The following is a 19927-nucleotide window of genomic DNA, read 5'->3' on the forward strand; positions in this document are numbered from 1 at the left end:
CTGCAGAGATGAGTGGGCAACGATCGGTCGGCGCGGTCCTGAACATGCTGGGCCTGCTCGGGATCTCGCTGGTCCTGACCGTCGCCTTTGTCTATCAGCTTGCGCTCGGCGAATTGCCTTGTCCGCTCTGCCTGCTGCAGCGGGCCGGGTTCGTTGCGATCGGCATGGGCTTCCTGTTCAACCTGCGCCTCGGCGAGCGTGGGTTACACTATGCGATGATCCTTGTCGCGAGCCTCGTCACCGGCTTCATCTCGCTCCGGCAGGTGTCCCTGCACCTTGCGCCTGATGATGCCGGATATGGTTCGGCGCTGTTCGGGCTGCATTTCTACACCTGGGCCCTGATCGCGGCCGTGGGCATCGTCTGCTATGTCGCGCTCGTCTTCGTCTTGAAGGATGTGGCCGGCGAGCGAGATGGCGCTACGCCGATGAATGGTCCGGCATCAAACCTGATCTTCGCAATCTTCGCATTGCTGGTTGCCGCAAATCTCCTGTCCACAGTGCTGGAGTGCGGAGCAGGTCAGTGCGACGACAATCCGGTCCGCTATCCCCTGCTCAAGTGATCGGGGTGAACCGTCCGTCGTGCAGAAACGCGATCGTCTGCTCGATCGCGACGGCGTGGCGCGGCAGTCCGGTGTGCGACGCCTTGACGATGGTGTGGTCGGCCATCCCGGCCAGCTTCGCGCTCGCAACTGAAACCCGACCGTCGTTGGGGCGCGGCAGAACAAAAGCCGACGCGATCGGCGCGATGGTGCGACATCCCGCGATGATGCCGACCTCATAATCGGGCGGCGGCAGGGCGGCGAGCACGGGATCCTGGGTGGTGGTCAGTTGCAAGCCGGCCGGGCCGAAAGCGGCACGGTAGAGCGACAGGTCTTTCAAGAGATCGGCGACCTCGCTGCCGCCATTGGGCGTGCCCAGCATCACGACGCGGCCAAGCCGCGCCGGGCGATATCGCGCGATGTAAACCCGCGCAAGCAGCCCGCCCATGGAATGGGCGACGAAGTGAATCGCGCCGTCGCATTGTTCGGCGAATCCGGTGATCTGTGCGTGGATCTCCTCAGCGAGTGCCTCAAGGGGCTTCTTGCGGCTGGAATAGCCGAGATTGAGCGTCGCGAAGCCGCGACGCTGCAGCGATCGATCCAGCTTCTTCAGCGTCCAGGAGCCGACGCCGATGCCATGCAGCAGCACCACACCGTCGCACCGCGCATGCGCTGGTGCGACGGCCGTGGGTTGGACGTCACGCAACTTCCCGCTCCGACGCGGGCGTCGCCTGCTCGCGGGCCATCGTCGTTGCCGTGACGTAGTCGGTCTTGCCGGTGCCGAGCAGCGGCACCTTGTCGACCACCATGATCGTCGCAGGCACGGTCAGCTCGGAAGCGCCGATCGTCTTGGCCTGGGTCTGCATCGCGCTGCGCTCGGCATTCTTCTGCGTCGTCAGCAGCACGATGCGTTCGCCTTTGCGCTGGTCGGGGATCGACACGGCGACCGATGCGGCCTGCGGCCACAGCGTCGTCGCGATGCTCTCGACCGCCGACAGCGAAACCATTTCGCCCGCGATCTTGGCGAAGCGCTTGGCGCGGCCTTTGATGGTGATGAAGCCGGCCGGGTCGATTGCCACGATGTCGCCGGTGTCGTGCCAGCCCTCGGGAAGCACTTCGAGCACGCCGGGATTTTCGGCCCTGAGGTAACCGAGCATTACGTTCGGTCCGCGCACCGAGAGACGGCCACCGTCTTCGATACCAGGGACCAGATCGAGGCGGCTTTCCATCAGCGGCGACAGGCGGCCGACGGTGCCGGGGCGGTTGGCCATCGGTGTATTCATCGCCAGCACCGGCGCCGTCTCGGTGACGCCATAGCCTTCGAGGATGCGGATGCCGTAGCGCTCCATGAACACCTGCCGCGTGCGGTCCTTGACCGCTTCCGCGCCGGCGATCACCAGGCGCAGTGTGCGGAAGTCGTAGGCGTGCGCCGAACGTGCATAGCCGCTGAGGAACGTGTCGGTGCCGAACAGGATCGTGGCGCCGGTCTGATAGATCAGCTCGGGCACGATGCGGTAGTGCAGCGGCGAGGGGTACATGTAGATCGGAATGCCCGCGAGCATCGGCATCATCATGCCGCCGGTCAGCCCGAAGGAATGGAACACCGGCAGCACGTTGAACACCTTGTCATTGGCGTTGGCATCGACCCGCGCCAGCGCCTGCGCCGCGTTGGCGAGGATGTTGCGGTGGGACAGGACGACGCCCTTGGGCGTGCCTTCCGACCCCGACGTGAACAGCACGACGGCGGGATCGTTGGCCTGACGGGCAACGCGCGGTGCGGCGCCGGCGAGCAGGCCCTTGATCTTGTCGGCCGTGCCGATCGAGGCGCGGACATCCTCGAGATAGACGACGCGCGCCTCAGCGGAGATCGCTGACATGAGCTTGTCGAGCTTGCCCTTCTCGATGAAGGCCTTTGACGTCAACACGGTCTTGACCTGCGCGGCCTTCATGGCGGCGAGGACGTTTACCGGGCCGGCCGAGAAGTTGAGCATCGCCGGGACCCGGCCGATGCTCTGCAGCGCCATGAAGACGACGGCGACGCCCGCCGAGTTCGGCAGCAGCACGCCGACATTTTCGCCGGCCGCGGTGCCGGTTTCGAGCTTGCGGCTCAGGACCTGCGCGCCGAGGATCAGCTTGCGATAGGTCAGCTTGGTGCCGAGCGCGTCCTCGACGATGACCTTGCCGGTGTCGCGGTCGCGATAGGCGTGGCCGAGCGCTTCGAACAGCGTGTGGTCGAGCATGGCGTTCTTGACCATCGCGTCGATCATGACGTCCTGGAGCGCGGCGCCCGCAGCATTGCGGCGCGCCTTGCCCTTCAGCGCCGGATCGACCGGAAGCTTGACCGGTGGCAGGATCGTCACCGTCACCCGCGGAAACCACGAGCGCTTGATCTGGCCAGAGTTGAGATAGCTGAGATGCGAGCGCTGGGCGCCCTCGATGCGAACCGGCACGACGACGGCGTCGGCCTTGTCGGCGATCATCGCGCTGCCGTCATACACCTTCATCAGCGAGCCGGAGACGGTGATGCGGCCTTCCGGGAAGATGACGACCGGTTCGCCGGCGGCGACGAGCTTGATCAGGTCGCGTGCGGCCAGCGGCTTGCTCGGGTCCATGGTGTAGTGCTTGACCACGCGCAGGAACGGCTTGGCCCACCACGCCTTGGAGATTCCGGTATCGACCGCGAAGCTCGCGTCGATCGGCAGCACGGCATGCAGCAGCGGGCCGTCGATCAGGCTGACATGATTGGGCGCGATCAGCATGCGCGTGCCGGAAGGCGGCAGGTTTTCGAGGCCGCGCACCTCGGTGCGGAACAGGGCGCGGAACAGCAGCCCGCCGAAATCGCGAACGCCCTCCTTGCCCCACTTCGTCAGCACGAACCACACCGCGCCGAAGCTTGCGACACCCAGGCCAAGGAAGATCCAGCCGACATGCAATCCGCCCGCCTGCAGCAGCGCGACGAACAGCGAGCCGATCACCATGAAGGCGGCCTGCAGCACGTTGCCGGCGGCGATGATGCGGGCGCGTTCGTTCGGAGCCGACCAGGCCTGCACCGCGGCAAAAGACGGAACGACGAACAGCCCGCCGCCGAACGCGAAGACGACGAAGTCGATCAGCATACGCAGGCCCGCAAACGACGTTGCGAAATCGACGGCGGCGATGTCGTTGCCCTTCACGGTGACGCCGATGGCCCAAGCGAGGTCGATGCCGGCAAATCCCATCATGATAGCGCCGATCGGCACCAGTGCGAGGTTCGGGCGAACGTGGCTCAGGCTGGCCGCAAACAGCGAGCCGATGGCGATGCCGATCGCGAAGATCGCCAAGCATAGCGTCACCACGCCTTCGCTGCCACCGACGACGTCCTTGACCAGCGCCGGCAGCAACGACAGCACGATCGCGCCGACCAGCCAGAACCAGGAGACGATCACCGTGCCGTCCCACAGCCGGTGGTCCGCATAGAGCGTCTTCAACAGGCTGAGCGTCGAGGTCCAGGGATTGGCATCGACGGGCAGATCGGGCGCCGAGGGCGTTGTTTGCGGAATGCGGGAGGCAAAGGCCCACGACAACAGGGCCAGCACGACCACGGCCGAGGCGACCCAGCCCATATGGGCGGAGCCAGCCACGAACTGGCCGCCCGCGACGGTGCCGAGCAGGATGGCCATGAAGGTCGCGCCTTCGACCAGCGCGTTGCCGGTCGCGAGCTCACCGAGCTCGAGCTGGTCCGGCAGCATGGAGTATTTTACTGGCCCGAACAGGGCGGCGATGATGCCGAACAGCGCAAGCGCCGTGAACAGCAGCGGCACCGAGTGCAGGAAGAAGCCGGCAGCGGCGAAGGCGGCAGCGAAGATCTCGACGAATTTCAGCCGCCTTGCGACGACCGATTTGACGTATTTGTCGGCGAGCTGGCCGCCGAGCCCGGACAGGATGAAATAGGGGAAGATGAAGACGGCGCCTGCCACCGTCACCAGCGCATCGCCATGGCCGGTCGCGGCGCTGTAGAGCAGGATGATGACGAGTGCATTCTTGAGCACGTTGTCATTGAGCGCCGAGAAAAATTGTGCCCAGAACAGCGGCGCAAAGCGGCGTGACGACATCAAATTCCTGATCATGACGAGTCCTGTTTTGGAAGGGCAGCCTGAGGTTGTTGCGTTGTCTGTGTAACGTCACGACCGGAAGGGTGTGGCAGGAACGATTGCAGGGTGACGACGGTCATCGGCCTGCTCGGTCCCCTTGGTCCCTCCGATCCTGTTGGTCTCCAAGTGGTCTCGTTAGGTTCGCCAATATTCGGGCGGAAATGCCGCGCTTACGGGGATATCGCCCTGGCCGATAAGCAAGAGCTGAATCGCATCTCTGACAGTCGCGGAGCCGGCCGCGAATGTCCGGGCATAGTAAGTCCTTTGTTGCAGCCGGTCCTCGCATTCGAGTGGACACGGATGCGCACCGGCTTTCCTCAGGTGAGGTGAGCGAGATGGCGAAAGGGGTTTAAGCGGCCGAGCAGGCTGAAGCGGCGGCGTTCGCGACGGGCACGGCTGGTCTGCCACATCCGGAAGGTCGCGCGGCGCTCAGCGAGTACGCCGGCAATGTCGCAGGCATTTGCGATCCGATCGATCGGGGCCATGGCGACCCGGAGCAGGGAGCGGCCAAAGCCGCTCACGAGGGCCACGGCGTCATCGACAAAGGTGGCGGCGATATCAACAGCGAGGGTTTGCATTTTGCAGGTCTCCGGGTTAATTTGAACAATGTTCACGTGAGTAGCTCGAAAATGAACAATGTTCAAGAAGAATCGCTGCGAGACCAGAAAAAAAATCGACGGCGTCTCCAGGTCCTGGAGATCGCCCGCAGCATTATCGCGACTAAAGGCTTGAGATCGTTAAAGGTTCGGGACGTGGCGGAGGCCGCTGGCTGCTCGGTCGGCAGTGTCTATAACGAGTTCGGCGATTTCGACGGGGTGATCCTGACGGTCAACCGGGAGACGGTTCAGGCGCTGACGGAGCGGCTGGGCGGGGTTCCGGCGGAGGATCCGGTCCGCCAGCTCTACGGTCTGGCCGAAACCTATCTCGAATTCTTCGCCGAAAACGCCAATCTGTTGCGTTCGCTGTTCGAGCATCGGATGGAGGACGACCGTCCCTATCCCGATGACATTCTTCAGATGGTGATGGATGCCTTCGCGTTGATGCATCCGCCTCTGGTGCGCGTGCTGCCGGATGCCGATGACGTGAGGATCGCACTATTGTCGCGTACGCTGTTTTCCGCAGTGCATGGGATCATCTCGCTCGGCCTGGAAGAACGCATGGTCGCCGTGCCGCCGCAGATGCTGCGCCAGCAGGTCACGCAGTTCCTGGACACGCATCTGCTGGGTCTCGGGATCTTGCCGGCGCGATAATTGCGACGGTCACGCGCTGGCAGCTTCGCGCGGCCGCGCTGCGACGAGAACGACGTCCGCTCTCCCGTTGTCGACCTGAACCCGGTTGCGCCCCTTCTCCTTGGCACGATAGCAAGCGGCATCGGCCCGACGCATGGCCTCTTCGAGCGTCGTGTTGCTGCCGGTGATGCAAGCGACGCCGATGCTGCCGGTCACCGCAAAGCAGCGATCGTCCCAGGCGAAGCTGAACTGCTCGAGCGTCCGCCGCAACCGCTCGGCGATATCGACGGCGTCGTAGGGCGCACATTGCGGCAGGATCAGAGCGAATTCGTCACCGCCGAGGCGGGCAACCAGATCGTGCGGCCGCCGGTCCTGCTGCAACAATTGCGCGACCCGGCACAGCAGCTGATCCCCGGCGAGATGGCCGCAGCTGTCGTTGACGGACTTGAACTGGTCGAGGTCGAGCAGGATCAGGCTGAGCGAACCCGCCGCGTTATTGTCTAGTTCGCCTTGCAGGCGGGCCTCGAAGGCGCGGCGGTTGGAGAGGCCCGTGAGCCAGTCGTGCGACGCCTGGAAGGCCAGGCGCTCCTTCTCCGCGTGCAAGGCGTCCTCGAATGCCTGTCGTTGCAACACAAGTCGCCGCGTGTGCCAGATCAGAAGCAGGATCAGCGCTACGGCCGTAACGATATTGACGCAGGTCAACGTCACCTTGATGGTGCGAGAGCCTTCGCCCAGAGCGGTCGAGAACCGCTCGGCATGTCCGGTAAACTGCGCGTTCAGCTCCGAAAGCCGCGACGACAGGAATTGCAGGCGATCGACGTTGCGGATGGGGCCGTCCTTCAGGTCGCTTCGGATCACTTCACCAAAGATGCTGAGCTCTAGCAGCATCGGATCGGTGGCAGCCCACTCCCGGATGGCCTCCTGAAAGAAGTTGATGCCACTAAAGTAGCGAAACAACCAGATCATGCCCGGAACATCGTCTGGATGGTTGCCGCCTTGCAGAAAGCCGATACGGGCGATCTCGACATCGACGGGATCTTGCTCCAGCGCCCATCTGGCGTATTCGTCGCCGATCGGGACGGCGAGCGAGGCCTGGTATTGTTCGAACTGGCTGGATTGGCCCGAATGCAGGTAGAGATTGAGGACATAGACGGCGTTCTTCTGCGAGCGCGACCACATCGCCTCGCCCGCGACATAGGCGCGGACCGAAGACATCACTTCCAGGCTGAATCCCGCGATCGTCGCCTGGAGCATCACAACCATGACGAACGGCGATACGAGCTTGATCACGTGAAGGAAGCTGCGTTCCTTCGCCAACGTTGCTGTTCTGCGAAACACCCTGCGTTCCCCAAATCACTCAACGACTCCAGCGGAGCGTTCCGCTCATATCGCCAATAAGACGGGAGCGCTGCTTAACTCGACCTGAAAACGTCGCGAGACCATCTCGCAAGGTGAAGGCGTTGTAAAACCGATCTTGCAAATGCTACCGAGCCGGAACCTGCGCCGCATCGCGTACCGATGCCACCAAATCCGGCCTGTGTGATTTACTCGATTGAGAGAATTTGGATCGTCGCTAGACCAGCACCGGCTTGCGCACGCGGCCGGCATCGCCGAACACGCGCAAATAACGCTCGATCTCCGAGGGCATGCCGGTTGCCTTCTCTGGATTGTCAGAGAGCTTGACGGCCGGATGTCCGTCGACCGACGACACCTTGCAGACCAGCGAGATGGGATCGAGATCGAATGAGCCGTCGGGCGCGCAGCCGACGAAGTCGTTGGTGAGGTTGGTGCCCCAGCCGAACGAGAGCCGCGAGCGACCGGAGAAGTGGTGATAGGTCTCCTCGATCGAGCCGACATCCATCGCGTCGGAGAACACGAGCAGCTTGTCCTTGGGGTTGCGGCCCTTCTTCTCCCACCAGGCGATGATCTCCTCGCCGGCCTGGACCGGCGGCGCGCTGTCGGGGCGGAAGCCGGTCCAGTCGGCCACCCATTCCGGCGCATCGCGCAGGAAGGCTTTGGTGCCGAAAGCATCGGGCAGCGCGATCAGCAGATTGCCGCCATAGGTCTGGCGCCACTGGTCGAGGATGCGATAGGGCGCCCAGCGCAGTTCCTCGTCGTCCCTGGCGAGCGCGGCGGCGACCATAGGAAGTTCATGCGCGTTGGTGCCGATGGCTTCGAGGTCGTTGTCCATCGCGAGCAGCACGTTGGAGGTGCCGATGAACGACGGCCCCAGGCCTTCCTTCACCGCTTCCACGCACCAGCGTTGCCACAGGAAGCCGTGGCGACGGCGGGTGCCGAAGTCGGACAAGCGCAAATTCTCCAGCTTGCGCAGCCGCTCCACCTTGGTCCACAGCTTGGCCTTGGCACGCGCAAACAGCACGTCGAGCTCGAACCGGCCGCGTCCCTTCATTGCCGCGCGCGAGCGCAGTTCGTTGAGGATGGCCAGCGCCGGAATCTCCCACATCGTGGTGTGGGTCCAGGGCCCATGGAAGTGCAGCTCGTACTGGCCCTCGACCTTGCGCAGCTCGTATTCGGGAAGGCGGAATTCGGCGAGCCAGCGGATGAAGTCCGCCGAGAACATGTGAGTCTTGCCGTAGAAAGTGTTACCGGCGAGCCAGATCAATTCCTTCTTGGCGAAGCGGATGGTGCGGGCGTGATCGAGCTGGGCGCGCAGCTCGCCCTCGTCGATGATTTCGGCAAGGCGGACATGGCGCGAGCGATTGATGACCGAAAACGTCACCTGTTGATTCGGGTATGATTCCCGAATCATCTGTAACATCAAGAGCTTATAGAAATCCGTATCAAGCAGGCTGCGGATGATGGGATCCAGCCGCCAGCTGTGATTGTAGGTTCGGCTCGCAATATCGGTCACTGTCATGGCCGAATTCTAGCGTGGCCGCCCGCGCGCAACCAGTGGGTTTGGCGAAGGGCAGGCCACCGATGCGGCAGCCAACAAGCACTTATCGTTGCCGGCGCTGAAACAACTCCTTGGTCCAGCGCAGCGGCGCGGTCACCCGCCAGGAGGTCGAGTTGTGGACCGCCGCCAATTGCGCCCGCGCCTGATCCCGCTCCGACACGACCTCGTGCCGTTCGGCCAGGGCGGAATCCCGCTCCCCGGTGACCCAGTCGCGCATGGCCGCATCCTCGCGCCACAGGCCGAACTGACGGGCGATCGCCTGACGCACATCGGCATCGAGTCGTTCGCGCATCGACGCCGTCAGGGCATCCGCCTCGACCAGCTTGAGCCGCGTCGACGGATTGCTGATCCCGGCATAGTGGTGAACGATCGGGTCCGGCGCGGTGGCGAGCCCGGGGATCGAATTCCAGGCGGTGTCGAGACGCGCGAGATGAGACCGGTTGGGTTCGTCCGGGCGATCCGGTCCATGCCCCAGGCAGTCATCGTAGCCGAGCGCGTGCAGGATGGTCGCCTGGTCGAACCACGGATGCTCCAACTGGCCGATGTCCCAGACCCGTTCGAAAAACGCGCGCGACCAGTCGGTCACGCGGATCAGCATGACGCCCGAATTGAAATGCGGCACGAAATCGGCGGCCATGATCTCGGATGTCTCCGGACCATGCCAGGCCATGTGCAGGTCGGCGGCATCCACCGCCGCGCTCCTGATATCGACGTCGTTCCGGAGCACGACGGCATCGACGTCCATCCAGAGCACGAAGTCGTAACCGCCTCCGAGAGCGGCGCGGATCACCTCGATCTTCAGCCAACCGCGCGGACGCTTCCAATTGTCGCCATGAACGAAGCGCTGCTGATAACCGTGGGCGGCCGCAAAGGCCTTCATGCGGGGAATCGTGAAATCCGCAAGCGGCCTCTGAACGGAATCGCAAGCAGTCAGAAGGCACACGCTGGACTTCACAAGGCTTCTCCGAACGCCTTCGCGTTGGCGTTGCCTTCGCACGTCCTTGTGGTGCAGCCAATGAACCGCCGTTCGCAATCGGCGCGTCAGATTCAGGCGGCGGCCGTCGCAGCCACGGACTCCAGTTGCGCGCGAACCCAGCGATGCGCCGGGTCCTTCTGATAGCGCTGGTGCCAGACCATGAACATTGGCAGCTCGGCCAGCGTTCGCGTGCGTGAGGCCAGCGGAATCCGCGCATGCGCGAAGCCGTGCATCACGCCGGAGGCCAGCAGGCTCGGCATGCTCGCCAGCATCCGCGTCCCGCGCAGGAACGACGGCACGCCGGAGAAGCTCGGCACGGAGATGGCGATGTCGCGGTGAAAGCCGCTCGCGGCGAGCCGGCGGTCGAAGTCGAGCCGCTCGTTGTCGGTGTAGACCACCGTGATGTGACACGCGGCGAGATAGGCGCCGCGGCTGCCTGGTGCGGCGCGCGTCTTGGCATCGTAGTAGCAGACGTAATGATCGCTCAGCAGGCGCTTCTGCACGATGTCGATGCCGGACGGCGGCAGTGGCGTGATCAGGAGATCGCAACGGTTCTCACGCAGCATCGCGGGCGAGGGCGATTGCGACGGGATCACGCGCAGATTGAGGCTCTTCACCTGGCTTGCGACATGATCGAAAAACCGCGGCAGCAGCAGGTCGCGTTGAAAATCGTTGGCGGCGATCGTCAGCGAAAGCTGCGCGCTTGCCGGCTCGAACGTGACGCCGCCGGCAAAGCTGCGCATCTCGTCGATCAGCGCCCGCGCCCTCGCGGCCAGCGCCTGGGCGTGGGCGGTCGCAACGATGCCGCGGCCGGACTTGGCGAACAGCGGATCGCCGGCGATCCGCCGCAGCTTGTTCAGGGCGTGACTGACGGCCGACTGCGTCAGGCCGAGCCGGGTTGCGGCGGCCGTCACCGAACCTTCCTCCAGAACGGCGAGGAACAGTTCGAGGGCGTGGCCGTCGAGCGCCAAATGATCGATTTTTTTCATGCAATATATTATAATCGATCTATTTATCTGTGGAATAGGCCGGCCCATGATCTCCCGATAAGCCGCGCGCCCGGACCGAGGCGCTACAGGGAGAGACACGCCGATGAATGCCCAGGCGCCAGCCTTAAGGGATCCCCGCCTCAACAGCCCCGAGCCGTTCACCCCGCGTGACGGCGGCTTCTTCCAGCGCGACCGCACCATCCATCCGCCGGCATACGCGCCCGGCTACAAATCCTCGGTGCTGCGTTCGCCGCGCCAGGCGCTGCTGTCGCTGGAGAGCTTGGTCTCGGAGATCACGGGCCCGGTGTTCGGCCACAACGATCTCGGCCCGCTCGACAACGATCTGATCCGCAACTACGCCAAGGACGGCGATCCCGTCGGTGAGCGCATCATCGTTCACGGCCGCGTGCTGGACGAGACCGGCCGCGGCGTGCCGAATACGCTGGTCGAGTTCTGGCAGGCCAATGCTGGCGGCCGCTACCGGCACAGGAAGGATACGTATCTGGCGCCGATCGATCCGAATTTCGGCGGCTGCGGCCGCGCGCTGACCGATGACACCGGTTACTATTATTTCCGCACCGTGAAGCCCGGCCCCTATCCCTGGCGCAACTTCGTCAACAGCTGGCGTCCCGCCCACATCCACTTCTCGGTGTTCGGCTCGGGCTTCGCCCAGCGGCTGATCACGCAGATGTACTTTGAAGGCGATCCCCTGATCCCGGTCTGTCCGATCCTGACGACGATCCCGGACAAGGACGCGCTCGATCGCCTGGTCGCGCCGCTCGACCTCAACGCCTCGACCCCGTTCGACTCGCTCGCCTACCGCTTCGACATCGTGCTGCGCGGCCAGCGCTCCACCTATTTCGAAAACCGTCCCGAAGGGAACTGAGCCAATGCCGCAGCCGCTCAACTATCTCAAGGAAACCGCTTCGCAGACCGCCGGGCCCTACGTCCATATCGGCCTGATCCCGGCCATGGCCGGCTTCGACATCTTTGAGAAGAACTTTTCCAACGTGCTGGTGACGCCGAACACGCAAGGCGAGCGCATCACGCTGGAAGGCAGAGTGATCGACGGCAGCGGATCGCCGTTGCGCGACGTGTTGCTCGAGATCTGGCAGGCCAACGCGGCCGGTCGGTACAACCATCCGGCTGACCGCTCCGCCGGCGCTTTGGACGAGGATTTCCGCGGCTGGGGCCGCGGCGGTTCGGATTTCGAGAGTGGGCTGGTGACCTTCGAGACCATCAAGCCGGGCGCCATCACCGACAAGGCAGGGCGCAAATGCGCGCCACACGTCAACATCTGGATTGTTGCGCGCGGCATCAATATCGGGCTCAACACGCGGCTCTATTTCCCCGATGAAGACGCCGCGAACGCCGCCGATCCGGTGCTCAATCTGGTCGAGCCGCCGGTCCGTCGCAAGACGCTGATCGCCACCCGCAGCGAGCGCGCCGGCAAGGCCGTCTATTCCTTCACGATCAATCTGCAGGGATCGGACGAGACGGTGTTCTTCGACGTCTGACGATCCGCGGATCGTCCCGCCGGATTATTCCAGCCGGTCGCTTCGATTCACCGTTCCGCGCGCGATGAAATGCGGCGGTTGCTGACGCATCTCGCGCGCGATCCCGGCCGTTCCGCCGGATCGCGCCCCACTCTCGGCTTCAGTTCCGCCAGGTCAACGAAGATGTCCGCCTGCCGGCGCAGTTCGTCGGCGATCATCGGCGGCTGGCTGGCCAGCGTGGAGATGACGGTCACCCGGACGCCGCGGCGTTGCACGGCTTCCACCAGCGAACGAAAATCCCCATCGCCCGAGAACAACATGATCTGATCGACGTGCTCGGCGAGCTCCATCGCGGTCACGGCGAGGTCTACATCCATGCTGCCCTTCACCTTGCGGCGGCCGGTGGTCGCGTCGACAAACTCCTTGGTGAGCTTGGTGACGACGGTATACCCGTTATAGTCGAGCCAATCGATCAATGGGCGGATCGACGAGTATTCCTGATCTTCGATGACGGTCGTGTAGTAGAAGGCCCGCAGCACCACGCCTCGGCTGCGAAATTCGCTGAGCAGACGCCTGTAATCGATGTCGAAGCCGAGTGCCTTGGAGGTGGCATAGAGATTGGAGCCATCGATGAAGAGTGCGATCTTCTCAAACGAAGACATTATGCACGAAGCTCCAGTTTCGCTTGGAAGCCGGCAGTTTCGACCGCGAAGGCTCGTTATGTCGGCTGGGAAACACGATGGTCGCCGATGGCCTTCTGAAAAAGCAGCGCAGACGACCGGACAGGGTGTGGCCGTCTTGCGCCAAGGTTAGGGAGGTCCCGTGCCACCAGCGCCGAGGCGCCGAATGCAGCCACGATAAGGCGTTGGCATTCCGGGCTCAATCGTACGGAGGTAAACGAATCTTATCAAAAGGGTTGGTCGCTCTATACGAAGGTAAGTAGAAGCGCCGGGAATAGCGGCGGGCCCGATCCGAATTGGCCTGATCCCGGTTATGGCCGCCTTCGATTTTCGAGCGACGAGCGCACCGTCAAGGTCGTGTATTCCCTCGCGATCAACTTGCAGGGGCCGGAGGAGATCGTCTTCTTCGAGGTTTGCTTCATTTGATCAGGAATGAGCCGGCCGCATCCGATGATGAGGCCGGCTCTCTTGTCGTGGAGGAGCCTGCACCGCCGAGTTCCGTCGGCGACGCGCCAGCTAAAATCCTGTCGGTCCCACTGCGCCGATCCAGCGCTTGACCTTGGTGGGATTGTTCTCGTCCATATAAAAGAAATGGGCCATCGTCGGCCTCACGGCCGCGAGATTGGGATCGTCGAAGCGCATCGCGACCTTGCCGTGGAAGATCTTGAGCTCTGGACTATCCCAGAACTCGACGACGTCGTGGAGCGCCGTAAGGCCGCGGTCGATGAATTGTCGCAGATTGTTGCGGATTGCCTCGCGGCCGTGCCAGTCGGCGACGCCGAGATTGCAGATCGCATCTTCGGCGAAACAGTCAAAACCCTTGCCGAAGGTCTTGTCGTCGATCTCCTTCCACATCGCGAGAAGCCACTCCGGCGGCGCGGTCTTGGTGAAGGTCTTCGTTGTCATGGTCTCTCTCCTCGAGGCTGGACAGCGGCAACATAACCGGGCACGCTTTGGCGCAAATGCCAAAGACCCCTCGCTTTCCGCCAAGTTCCATGTCGCGCGCCACGCGGAACTCCGCGCGCGTGATCGAAGTGCTGGCTTATCCATCGGTGCAGCTGCTCGACGTGACCGGACCGCTCCAGGTGTTCGCGACCGCCAACGAGCAGATCGTGGAGGCCGGCGGAACGCCGCCTTATACGCTTCGCGTGGTGGCGAAAGATCGCGTACGTGTGACGGCGTCCTCAGGACTGGAGATTGCAACGGAGCCGCTGCCGCGCGCCGGCAGCGCGCTGGACACGCTGATGGTAGCGGGAGGCCCGGGCGTTGATGTCGCTGCCTCCGATCCGATGCTGCTGGACTGGCTGCGGCAGCGCGTGAAGAAGGCGCGCCGCGTGGCGTCGGTCTGCACCGGCGCATTTCTGCTCGGTGCATCCGGCGCGCTCGACGGATGCCGTGCGGTGACCCATTGGTCGTATTGCGCCGAGCTCGCGCGGCGTTTCCCGGCCGTGCGCGTCGAGCCCGATCCGATCTTCGTGCGCGACGGCTCGATCTGGACCTCGGCAGGCGTAACGGCCGGCATCGATCTGGCGCTGGCCCTGGTGGAGGAAGATCTCGGCCGTACCACCGCGCTGGCGGTGGCGCGCTATCTCGTCGTCTTCCTCAAGCGGCCGGGCGGGCAGGCGCAGTTCAGCGAGGCGCTGTCGCTGCAATCTGCCGAAGATGAATTCGGCGCGCTGCACCAATGGATCAGCAAGCATCTCGCCGGCGATCTCTCTCTGTCCAGACTGGCACGCGAGGCCGGCATGAGCGAACGCAGTTTCAGCCGCCATTATGCCAAGGCGACCGGACTGACGCCGCTGCGGGCGATCGAGCGGCTGCGGGTGGAGGCTGCGCGGCGAATGCTGTCGGAGACGCGCCTGCCGGTGAAGCGGATATCCCAGCGCTGCGGCTTCGGCTCCGAGGAGACCATGCGCCGCAGTTTTTTGCGTGTGCTCGCGACTGCGCCGCAGGACTATCGCCGGAGGTTCGGCACGTAAGTCCGATTAATTCAAGGCGCTATTCGCCGCCGTGCAGCTGCTCCCGAAACGCCCGTGGCGACAGCCCTGTCGCTGCGGCGTAGACCCGGCTGAAATAGGCGGGGTCCTCGAAGCCGAGCGCGTACGCAATGGTCGAGACCGGCAGATTGGTATAGACGAGGTTACGGCGGGCTTCGCGGATCAGCCGGTTCAGGATCAGGTGCGAGGCGGTGTCGCCGGTCGCCGCGCGCGTGACGCGGTTGAGATGGGTCGGCGTGATCGCCAGCGCGTTTGCATAGTCCGCAACGGTCCAGCGCGCCAGATGATGCTGTTCGAGCAGGGCTTCGAAGCGGCGGAACAGATTTGATTCAGAGCTCCTGCTGGTGCCGCTCTCGCCTGTCAGCGCGCGTGCCACTAGGCCGATCATGGTGGCTGATAACGAACGCAGCACATGCGCGCGGCCGAAATCGCGCGCGGCGTGCTCGGCAAAGATCTGCTTCATCGTTGCGCGGATCTGCGGCGTGCCGCGCACCACAGCCGATCGTGACAGCACGCCGCGCAGGCCTTCGGCGGCGAGCAGTGCCTCGTCCAGGATTTCGGCAGCGATGGTCAGCACCCAGCCCTGAGTCCCAGGCACGAAGCGGAAGCCATGAACATGGCCGACCGGCACGTTGACGATTTGCATCGGCTTGAGTGGCACCGCGCGTCCGTCGAGCGTCGCTTCGCCGCCGCCGCGTTCGATCAGCAGCACCTGGTGCAGCCGGGCGTGGCGGTGCACGGCGAGCGTCCAGTCATGCAGCACCGAGCGGGCCGCAATCGTCTCGCAATGGACGACATCCGGCAGGTCGCCGGCTTCGCCGAACAGATTGTAGACCCGGATGGCCGGGGCGGGGGCTGCGGTCCTCATGTTCGAATAGTACAAGACAATGGCAAAACCCTCCATCGGTCCGGGCTGCGAAATCTGCAAAAAAGTGCCGACGGGAGGACGGAAAAATGAAAGTTCAAGTCTGCATCATCGGCGGCGGGCCGTCCGGGCTGCTGCTGTCCCAGCTCCTGCACCTGAAGGGCATCGACACCATCGTGCTGGAGAAATACAGCCGCGATCACGTGCTGGCCCGCATCCGCGCCGGCGTGCTCGAGCACGGCTTTGCCCGACTGATGCGCGAGGCGCAATGCGGCGAGCGGATGGACCGCGAGGGCGAGATCCACAACGGCTTCGAGATCGCCCATGATGGCGTGCTCTCCCATATCGATCTGCACAAGCATTCCGGCGGCAATTCGGTGCTGGTCTACGGCCAGACCGAGCTGACGCGCGACCTCTATGAGGCGCGCGACCGTGTTGGCGGCAAGGTCGTGCACAATGCCGAGGAAGTGACGCCGCATGATCTGACCTCCGACCGGCCCTACGTGACGTATCGATCGAACGGCGAGGCGGTCCGCGTCGACTGCGACTATATCGTCGGCGCCGACGGATTTCACGGCGTCAGCCGCAAGTCGATCCCGAAAGACGTGCTGCGCGAGTACGAAAAGGTCTATCCGTTCGGCTGGCTCGGCGTGCTGTCGCGCACCAGGCCGGTGTCGCGCGAGCTCATTTACGTGAAGCACGCGCACGGCTTCGCGCTCTGCTCGCTGCGCTCACGGGTGCTGAGCCGTTATTACGTCCAGGTACCGCTGACCGACAAGGTCGAGGACTGGTCGGACGATGCGTTCTGGGCGGAGCTGAAGCGTCGCCTGCCCGAGGAGGTCGCAGACCGCCTGATCACCGGCCCCTCGATCGAGAAGAGCATCGCGCCCTTGCGCAGCTTTGTCGCCGAGCCGATGAGCTATGGCCGCCTGTTTCTCGCCGGCGATGCCGCCCACATCGTCCCGCCGACCGGCGCGCGCGGCCTGAACAGTGCCGGCTCCGACATCTATTATCTCTACCACGCCATGCTCGCGCACTATCGGGACGGCGACGATTCCGGGCTGAAAGGCTATTCCGCCAAGGCATTGGCGCGGATCTGGAAGGCGCAACGCTTTTCGTGGTGGATGACGATGATGCTGCACCGTTTCCCCGATCGGTCCGAGTATGAAGACCGGCTCCAGCAGACCGAGCTCGAGTATCTGTTGTCGTCCGAGACGGCGCAGCGGTTGCTCGCGGAGAATTACGTGGGGCTGCCGTTTTAGGACGCCGCTACTTTCCTTCCAGCGTATTCACCGGCGTCCAGTTCGCCGGCGGCGGATTGGCCGCCAATGTCCGGGCACGGCTGGCAAAATATCGGCTCGGCGGATCGTCGCCCGAGGCGCTTTCGAACAGCTCGGCCGCTTTGGCGAAGTCGCGCGCCCGCCAGCATGCAAGTCCCTTGGCGTAGGTTGCCGCGCGGATGCCCTGCTCCTGCGTCTCCCGGTTCATGTCGGCCAGTGGCTCGTACACCCTGATCGGCTCGTCACGTCCCTGCACCCTGACCGTGTCCAGCTCACGCCAGGTGTAGGCGCCGCGGCTTTGGCTCACGGTCATTTCCGAGGCCATGATCGTCGTGCCAAAATACTTATTGGCGCCTTCCAGTCGCGAAGCGAGGTTCACGGTGTCGCTCATGACGGTGTAGTTGAAACGCCGGTGCGAGCCGATATTGCCGACCACGGCGTCGCCGCTGTTCAGTCCGATGCGGTGGGCGAGGCCGCGGCCGCGGAATGCGGGATGGTTTTCGTTGAGCTCCTTCAGTCGGTCGCGGCATTGCAACGCGGCCGCAACCGCGTTGCGTGCATGATCGGGATCGTCGGCCGGCGCGCCGAACATCGCGACGACGGAATCGCCGATATATTTGTCGACATAGCCGCCATGGCTTTCAATGATGTCGGTCATGGCGGAGAGATAGTCGTTCATCAACGCGACCAGCTCGCTTGGCGTCATCTTCTCGGCGATGGAGGAAAAGCCGGCCAGATCCGAAAAGAACATGGTGATGTTGCGCATCTCGCCGCCGAGCGCCGGCATCTTGCCGGAGGCGACCATGCCGTCGATCACCTCGGGCGCGAGGTAGAACGCAAAGCTCTTGCGCAGGAAGCGCTCCTCACGATCGGCGACCACGAAGCGGTAGCCGATCATCAGCGCGAGCGCCGAGAGACCCGCGAGCACAGGCTCGGTCAGGGGCAGCGCGATGGCATGCGCGAACGTACCGACGGCGACAGCAGCATAGGCGACGGTGAGCCCAAGCCAGGTGATCGCCGCACCGGTTGGAGCGAGCAGGCAGGCGGCAGCGGCGATGATCGCCGCGAACACAATTGTCAGGATCGTCCGCAGCGGGAAGCCGAGCTCAATGATGGCATCATGCTCGAGCAGATTTCGCACGACCGTGGCGTGGACGAAGACGCCGGCGACCGCGTTGCGGGCCTGTTGCGCGGTGCTCGCAGGCGCGGGCAGGGCGCATCGCGACCCCGGTGCCCCGTCATATCCGCCGGATACCCGCATCGAGGTGAGCTTGCGGTCTTCGAAATTTAGGATGCTGCCGAGCAGCACGATCTTGCCGTCGAAGGCGCGACGGAAGAAATCGGTATCTCCCTTTTCGACGCAGGCGCGCAAATCGGCGAAGGAATAGGCGGGGATGTCGCGGCCCATGCCGCGGAAGTTGAGCGTGAGCGTGTTGGGGACCGCGCTTGGGATCGCGTAGCCGGACAAGTTCGTCACGCCGGTCGGTCCGGTCTCGGGCTTGACACCGAGCGCACGCGCGGCGAGTTCGACGGCCATCGCAGGCACCGGCTGGCCTGCGATGGAAAAGCTCAGCGGCATCCGCCGGATCACGTCGTCGGGGTCAGTATTGACGTTGAGCGCGCGGATGTTGTTTTTCACCGCCAGTTGCTGCGCGCGATCAGGCCTGTCCGGATGGTCGTTGCTGAGAATTTCGCCGAGCACGAGCTTGCCGCTGTCGGAGAGTCGCCTGAGCGGGATCAGATAGTCCCGGTCAAATCCCCTCACACGGTTGCCGAACGACGTGTCGCCAAACGGAATTTCCGATTGCTCGATCGAGCTCGGAAAGATGACGTCAAATCCGATGACCTTGGCGCCGCCCTCGGTGATGCTGCCGAGCACCCGGCCGATCTCGCGCGTCCACGTCTGGGTCGGCGATCCCTTGAAGGGCGGGGTTTCGTAGGTCTCGCCGTCAATCGCCACGACGACGACCGGCGATGTCGCGGGATCGCGGCGGTCGCCGATCAGCTTCCAGCGCAAGGCCGTGAGGATGTCGAGCGAGAGACCTTGCAGGGTCTGCAACGGCCGAGACGTGAAAGCTGCGCCCGTAACGAGCGCAATCAGGACCGCCGCAACGATGTCCCGTCTGCCGATCCGCCGCATCGTTGCTGTCGCGGGTCGTCTATTCGAGTCGCAGCAGACGGCCGACGATCGGCGTCGGCGACGAGGTCGCGCTGGCGTCGACCTGGAAGGTGTAGCGCTTGGTGCCGAGCTTTGCGAGATAGCTGCCGCCCGGCGTCAGCGACTTCCCGGCTTTCGAGAGGTCATAGAATTTTCCGGCGACCATGATGTCGCTCCTGAGCGGGAGGCTGATCGTGGGCTCCTTGCCGTCGGTGCGCTCGATCACCAGCGTGTTGCCGCTCTTGGCTTGAATCAGTGGCGCGGTACCGTAGATCGTCGGCAGCTTGGCCGGTGCGCTGCCAGCGTCGGCTCGCATGCTGCGGAACGTAGTCGCCGCGCTCTGGCTTGCCTCGCGCTCGGAGAGCTGCGCGGCGTTGGCGTCGCAGGGCACCTTGACGCGCTGGACGTTGCCGAGCTGCACGGTGCTTTGCTCCGCGCCGACCAGAACGACACCCTCGGTGATGGTCTCGCGCAGGCAGGATTTGAGGTAGCTGAGCGTGATGCCGGCTTTGGGGCCGAGCTTGATGATCTTGCCGGGCGCCACGTAGTCCATGAATTCGATGCCGTCGACCTTGCCCTGCACGTCCTCGACGATGGCGGCAGGCGTCTCAGCAATGGCGGGAGCCGCGAGGCAAAACACGCCGGCGATGGCGCCGATCAGGCTTCTCATG

Annotated in this window: 18 protein-coding genes; 6 read left to right on the top strand and 12 right to left on the bottom strand. The window is 64.0% G+C overall.

The window, feature by feature from the left end:
• Nucleotides 1-8: 8 nt before the first annotated feature.
• Complete coding sequence (locus ACLFLU_RS10455) at nt 9-560, top strand: disulfide bond formation protein B (RefSeq protein WP_426412107.1); 552 nt, start codon at nt 9-11, stop codon at nt 558-560.
• On the opposite strand, the gene ACLFLU_RS10460 is transcribed toward ACLFLU_RS10455, so the two are convergent.
• The 3 genes from ACLFLU_RS10460 to ACLFLU_RS10470 all read right to left on the bottom strand — a co-directional run bounded on the left by ACLFLU_RS10460 (nt 553) and on the right by ACLFLU_RS10470 (nt 5247).
• Entirely contained in the window at nt 553-1245 is a 693-nt protein-coding gene (locus ACLFLU_RS10460; protein WP_426412108.1) for a lipase family alpha/beta hydrolase, read from the bottom strand. The genes ACLFLU_RS10455 and ACLFLU_RS10460 overlap by 8 nt on opposite strands.
• Nucleotides 1238-4645, bottom strand: a complete 3408-nt coding sequence (locus ACLFLU_RS10465; protein ID WP_426412109.1) for an acyl-[ACP]--phospholipid O-acyltransferase — start codon at nt 4643-4645, stop codon at nt 1238-1240. The genes ACLFLU_RS10460 and ACLFLU_RS10465 overlap by 8 nt, the downstream gene beginning before the upstream one ends.
• A 341-nt stretch (nt 4646-4986) precedes the next feature.
• The gene (locus ACLFLU_RS10470; RefSeq protein ID WP_426413963.1) at nt 4987-5247 is read right to left on the bottom strand and encodes a hypothetical protein; all 261 of its coding nucleotides are present in this window, start codon (nt 5245-5247) and stop codon (nt 4987-4989) included.
• A 51-nt stretch (nt 5248-5298) separates the two neighbouring features.
• Here ACLFLU_RS10470 and ACLFLU_RS10475 point away from each other — a divergent pair, with 51 nt between their 5' ends.
• Nucleotides 5299-5919, top strand: a complete 621-nt coding sequence (locus tag ACLFLU_RS10475) for a TetR/AcrR family transcriptional regulator (protein ID WP_426412110.1) — start codon at nt 5299-5301, stop codon at nt 5917-5919.
• A 9-nt stretch (nt 5920-5928) separates the two neighbouring features.
• On the opposite strand, the gene ACLFLU_RS10480 is transcribed toward ACLFLU_RS10475, so the two are convergent.
• From ACLFLU_RS10480 to ACLFLU_RS10495, 4 genes are all read right to left on the bottom strand, one after another.
• On the bottom strand, nt 5929-7236 hold the full coding sequence (locus tag ACLFLU_RS10480) for a GGDEF domain-containing protein (protein ID WP_426412111.1): 1308 nt from the start codon (nt 7234-7236) through the stop codon (nt 5929-5931).
• A gap of 235 nt (nt 7237-7471) precedes the next feature.
• Entirely contained in the window at nt 7472-8776 is a 1305-nt protein-coding gene (gene pncB, locus ACLFLU_RS10485; RefSeq protein ID WP_426412112.1) for a nicotinate phosphoribosyltransferase, read from the bottom strand.
• Nucleotides 8777-8858: 82 nt separating this feature from the next.
• Complete coding sequence (locus ACLFLU_RS10490; protein ID WP_426412113.1) at nt 8859-9695, bottom strand: putative nucleotide-diphospho-sugar transferase; 837 nt, start codon at nt 9693-9695, stop codon at nt 8859-8861.
• 167 nt (nt 9696-9862) lie between these two features.
• Complete coding sequence (locus ACLFLU_RS10495) at nt 9863-10780, bottom strand: LysR family transcriptional regulator (RefSeq protein WP_426412114.1); 918 nt, start codon at nt 10778-10780, stop codon at nt 9863-9865.
• Nucleotides 10781-10883: 103 nt separating this feature from the next.
• Between ACLFLU_RS10495 and pcaH the strand changes: the two genes are divergently transcribed.
• A complete protein-coding gene (pcaH, locus tag ACLFLU_RS10500) occupies nt 10884-11666 on the top strand; it encodes a protocatechuate 3,4-dioxygenase subunit beta (RefSeq protein WP_426412115.1) in 783 nt (260 codons plus the stop codon).
• Nucleotides 11667-11670: 4 nt separating this feature from the next.
• The gene (pcaG, locus tag ACLFLU_RS10505; RefSeq protein WP_426412116.1) at nt 11671-12297 is read left to right on the top strand and encodes a protocatechuate 3,4-dioxygenase subunit alpha; all 627 of its coding nucleotides are present in this window, start codon (nt 11671-11673) and stop codon (nt 12295-12297) included.
• Between the two features lie 47 nt (nt 12298-12344).
• On the opposite strand, the gene ACLFLU_RS10510 is transcribed toward pcaG, so the two are convergent.
• Both ACLFLU_RS10510 and ACLFLU_RS10515 read right to left on the bottom strand, forming a co-directional pair.
• The gene (locus ACLFLU_RS10510; protein ID WP_426412117.1) at nt 12345-12938 is read right to left on the bottom strand and encodes an NYN domain-containing protein; all 594 of its coding nucleotides are present in this window, start codon (nt 12936-12938) and stop codon (nt 12345-12347) included.
• Between the two features lie 534 nt (nt 12939-13472).
• Nucleotides 13473-13862, bottom strand: a complete 390-nt coding sequence (locus ACLFLU_RS10515) for a nuclear transport factor 2 family protein (RefSeq protein WP_426412118.1) — start codon at nt 13860-13862, stop codon at nt 13473-13475.
• Between the two features lie 89 nt (nt 13863-13951).
• Here ACLFLU_RS10515 and ACLFLU_RS10520 point away from each other — a divergent pair, with 89 nt between their 5' ends.
• Nucleotides 13952-14935, top strand: coding sequence for a GlxA family transcriptional regulator (locus ACLFLU_RS10520; protein WP_426412119.1), 984 nt, complete (start codon nt 13952-13954; stop codon nt 14933-14935).
• A gap of 19 nt (nt 14936-14954) precedes the next feature.
• Here ACLFLU_RS10520 and ACLFLU_RS10525 read toward each other — a convergent pair whose 3' ends face one another.
• Nucleotides 14955-15857, bottom strand: a complete 903-nt coding sequence (locus ACLFLU_RS10525) for a helix-turn-helix domain-containing protein (RefSeq protein WP_426412120.1) — start codon at nt 15855-15857, stop codon at nt 14955-14957.
• Between the two features lie 50 nt (nt 15858-15907).
• Here ACLFLU_RS10525 and pobA point away from each other — a divergent pair, with 50 nt between their 5' ends.
• The gene (gene pobA / locus ACLFLU_RS10530; protein ID WP_426412121.1) at nt 15908-17080 is read left to right on the top strand and encodes a 4-hydroxybenzoate 3-monooxygenase; all 1173 of its coding nucleotides are present in this window, start codon (nt 15908-15910) and stop codon (nt 17078-17080) included.
• A 7-nt stretch (nt 17081-17087) separates the two neighbouring features.
• Here pobA and ACLFLU_RS10535 read toward each other — a convergent pair whose 3' ends face one another.
• Both ACLFLU_RS10535 and ACLFLU_RS10540 read right to left on the bottom strand, forming a co-directional pair.
• Nucleotides 17088-19238 carry a CHASE2 domain-containing protein gene (locus ACLFLU_RS10535; RefSeq protein ID WP_426412122.1) on the bottom strand — a complete coding sequence of 717 codons (2151 nt, stop codon included), beginning with the start codon at nt 19236-19238 and terminating at the stop codon, nt 17088-17090.
• Between the two features lie 19 nt (nt 19239-19257).
• A complete protein-coding gene (locus tag ACLFLU_RS10540; protein WP_426412123.1) occupies nt 19258-19926 on the bottom strand; it encodes a hypothetical protein in 669 nt (222 codons plus the stop codon).
• Between the last annotated feature and the right edge of the window lies 1 nt (nt 19927).

Origin of the sequence: Bradyrhizobium ganzhouense, from assembly GCF_049949285.1 — a bacterium.
GTDB classification, from domain to species: domain Bacteria; phylum Pseudomonadota; class Alphaproteobacteria; order Rhizobiales; family Xanthobacteraceae; genus Bradyrhizobium; species Bradyrhizobium ganzhouense.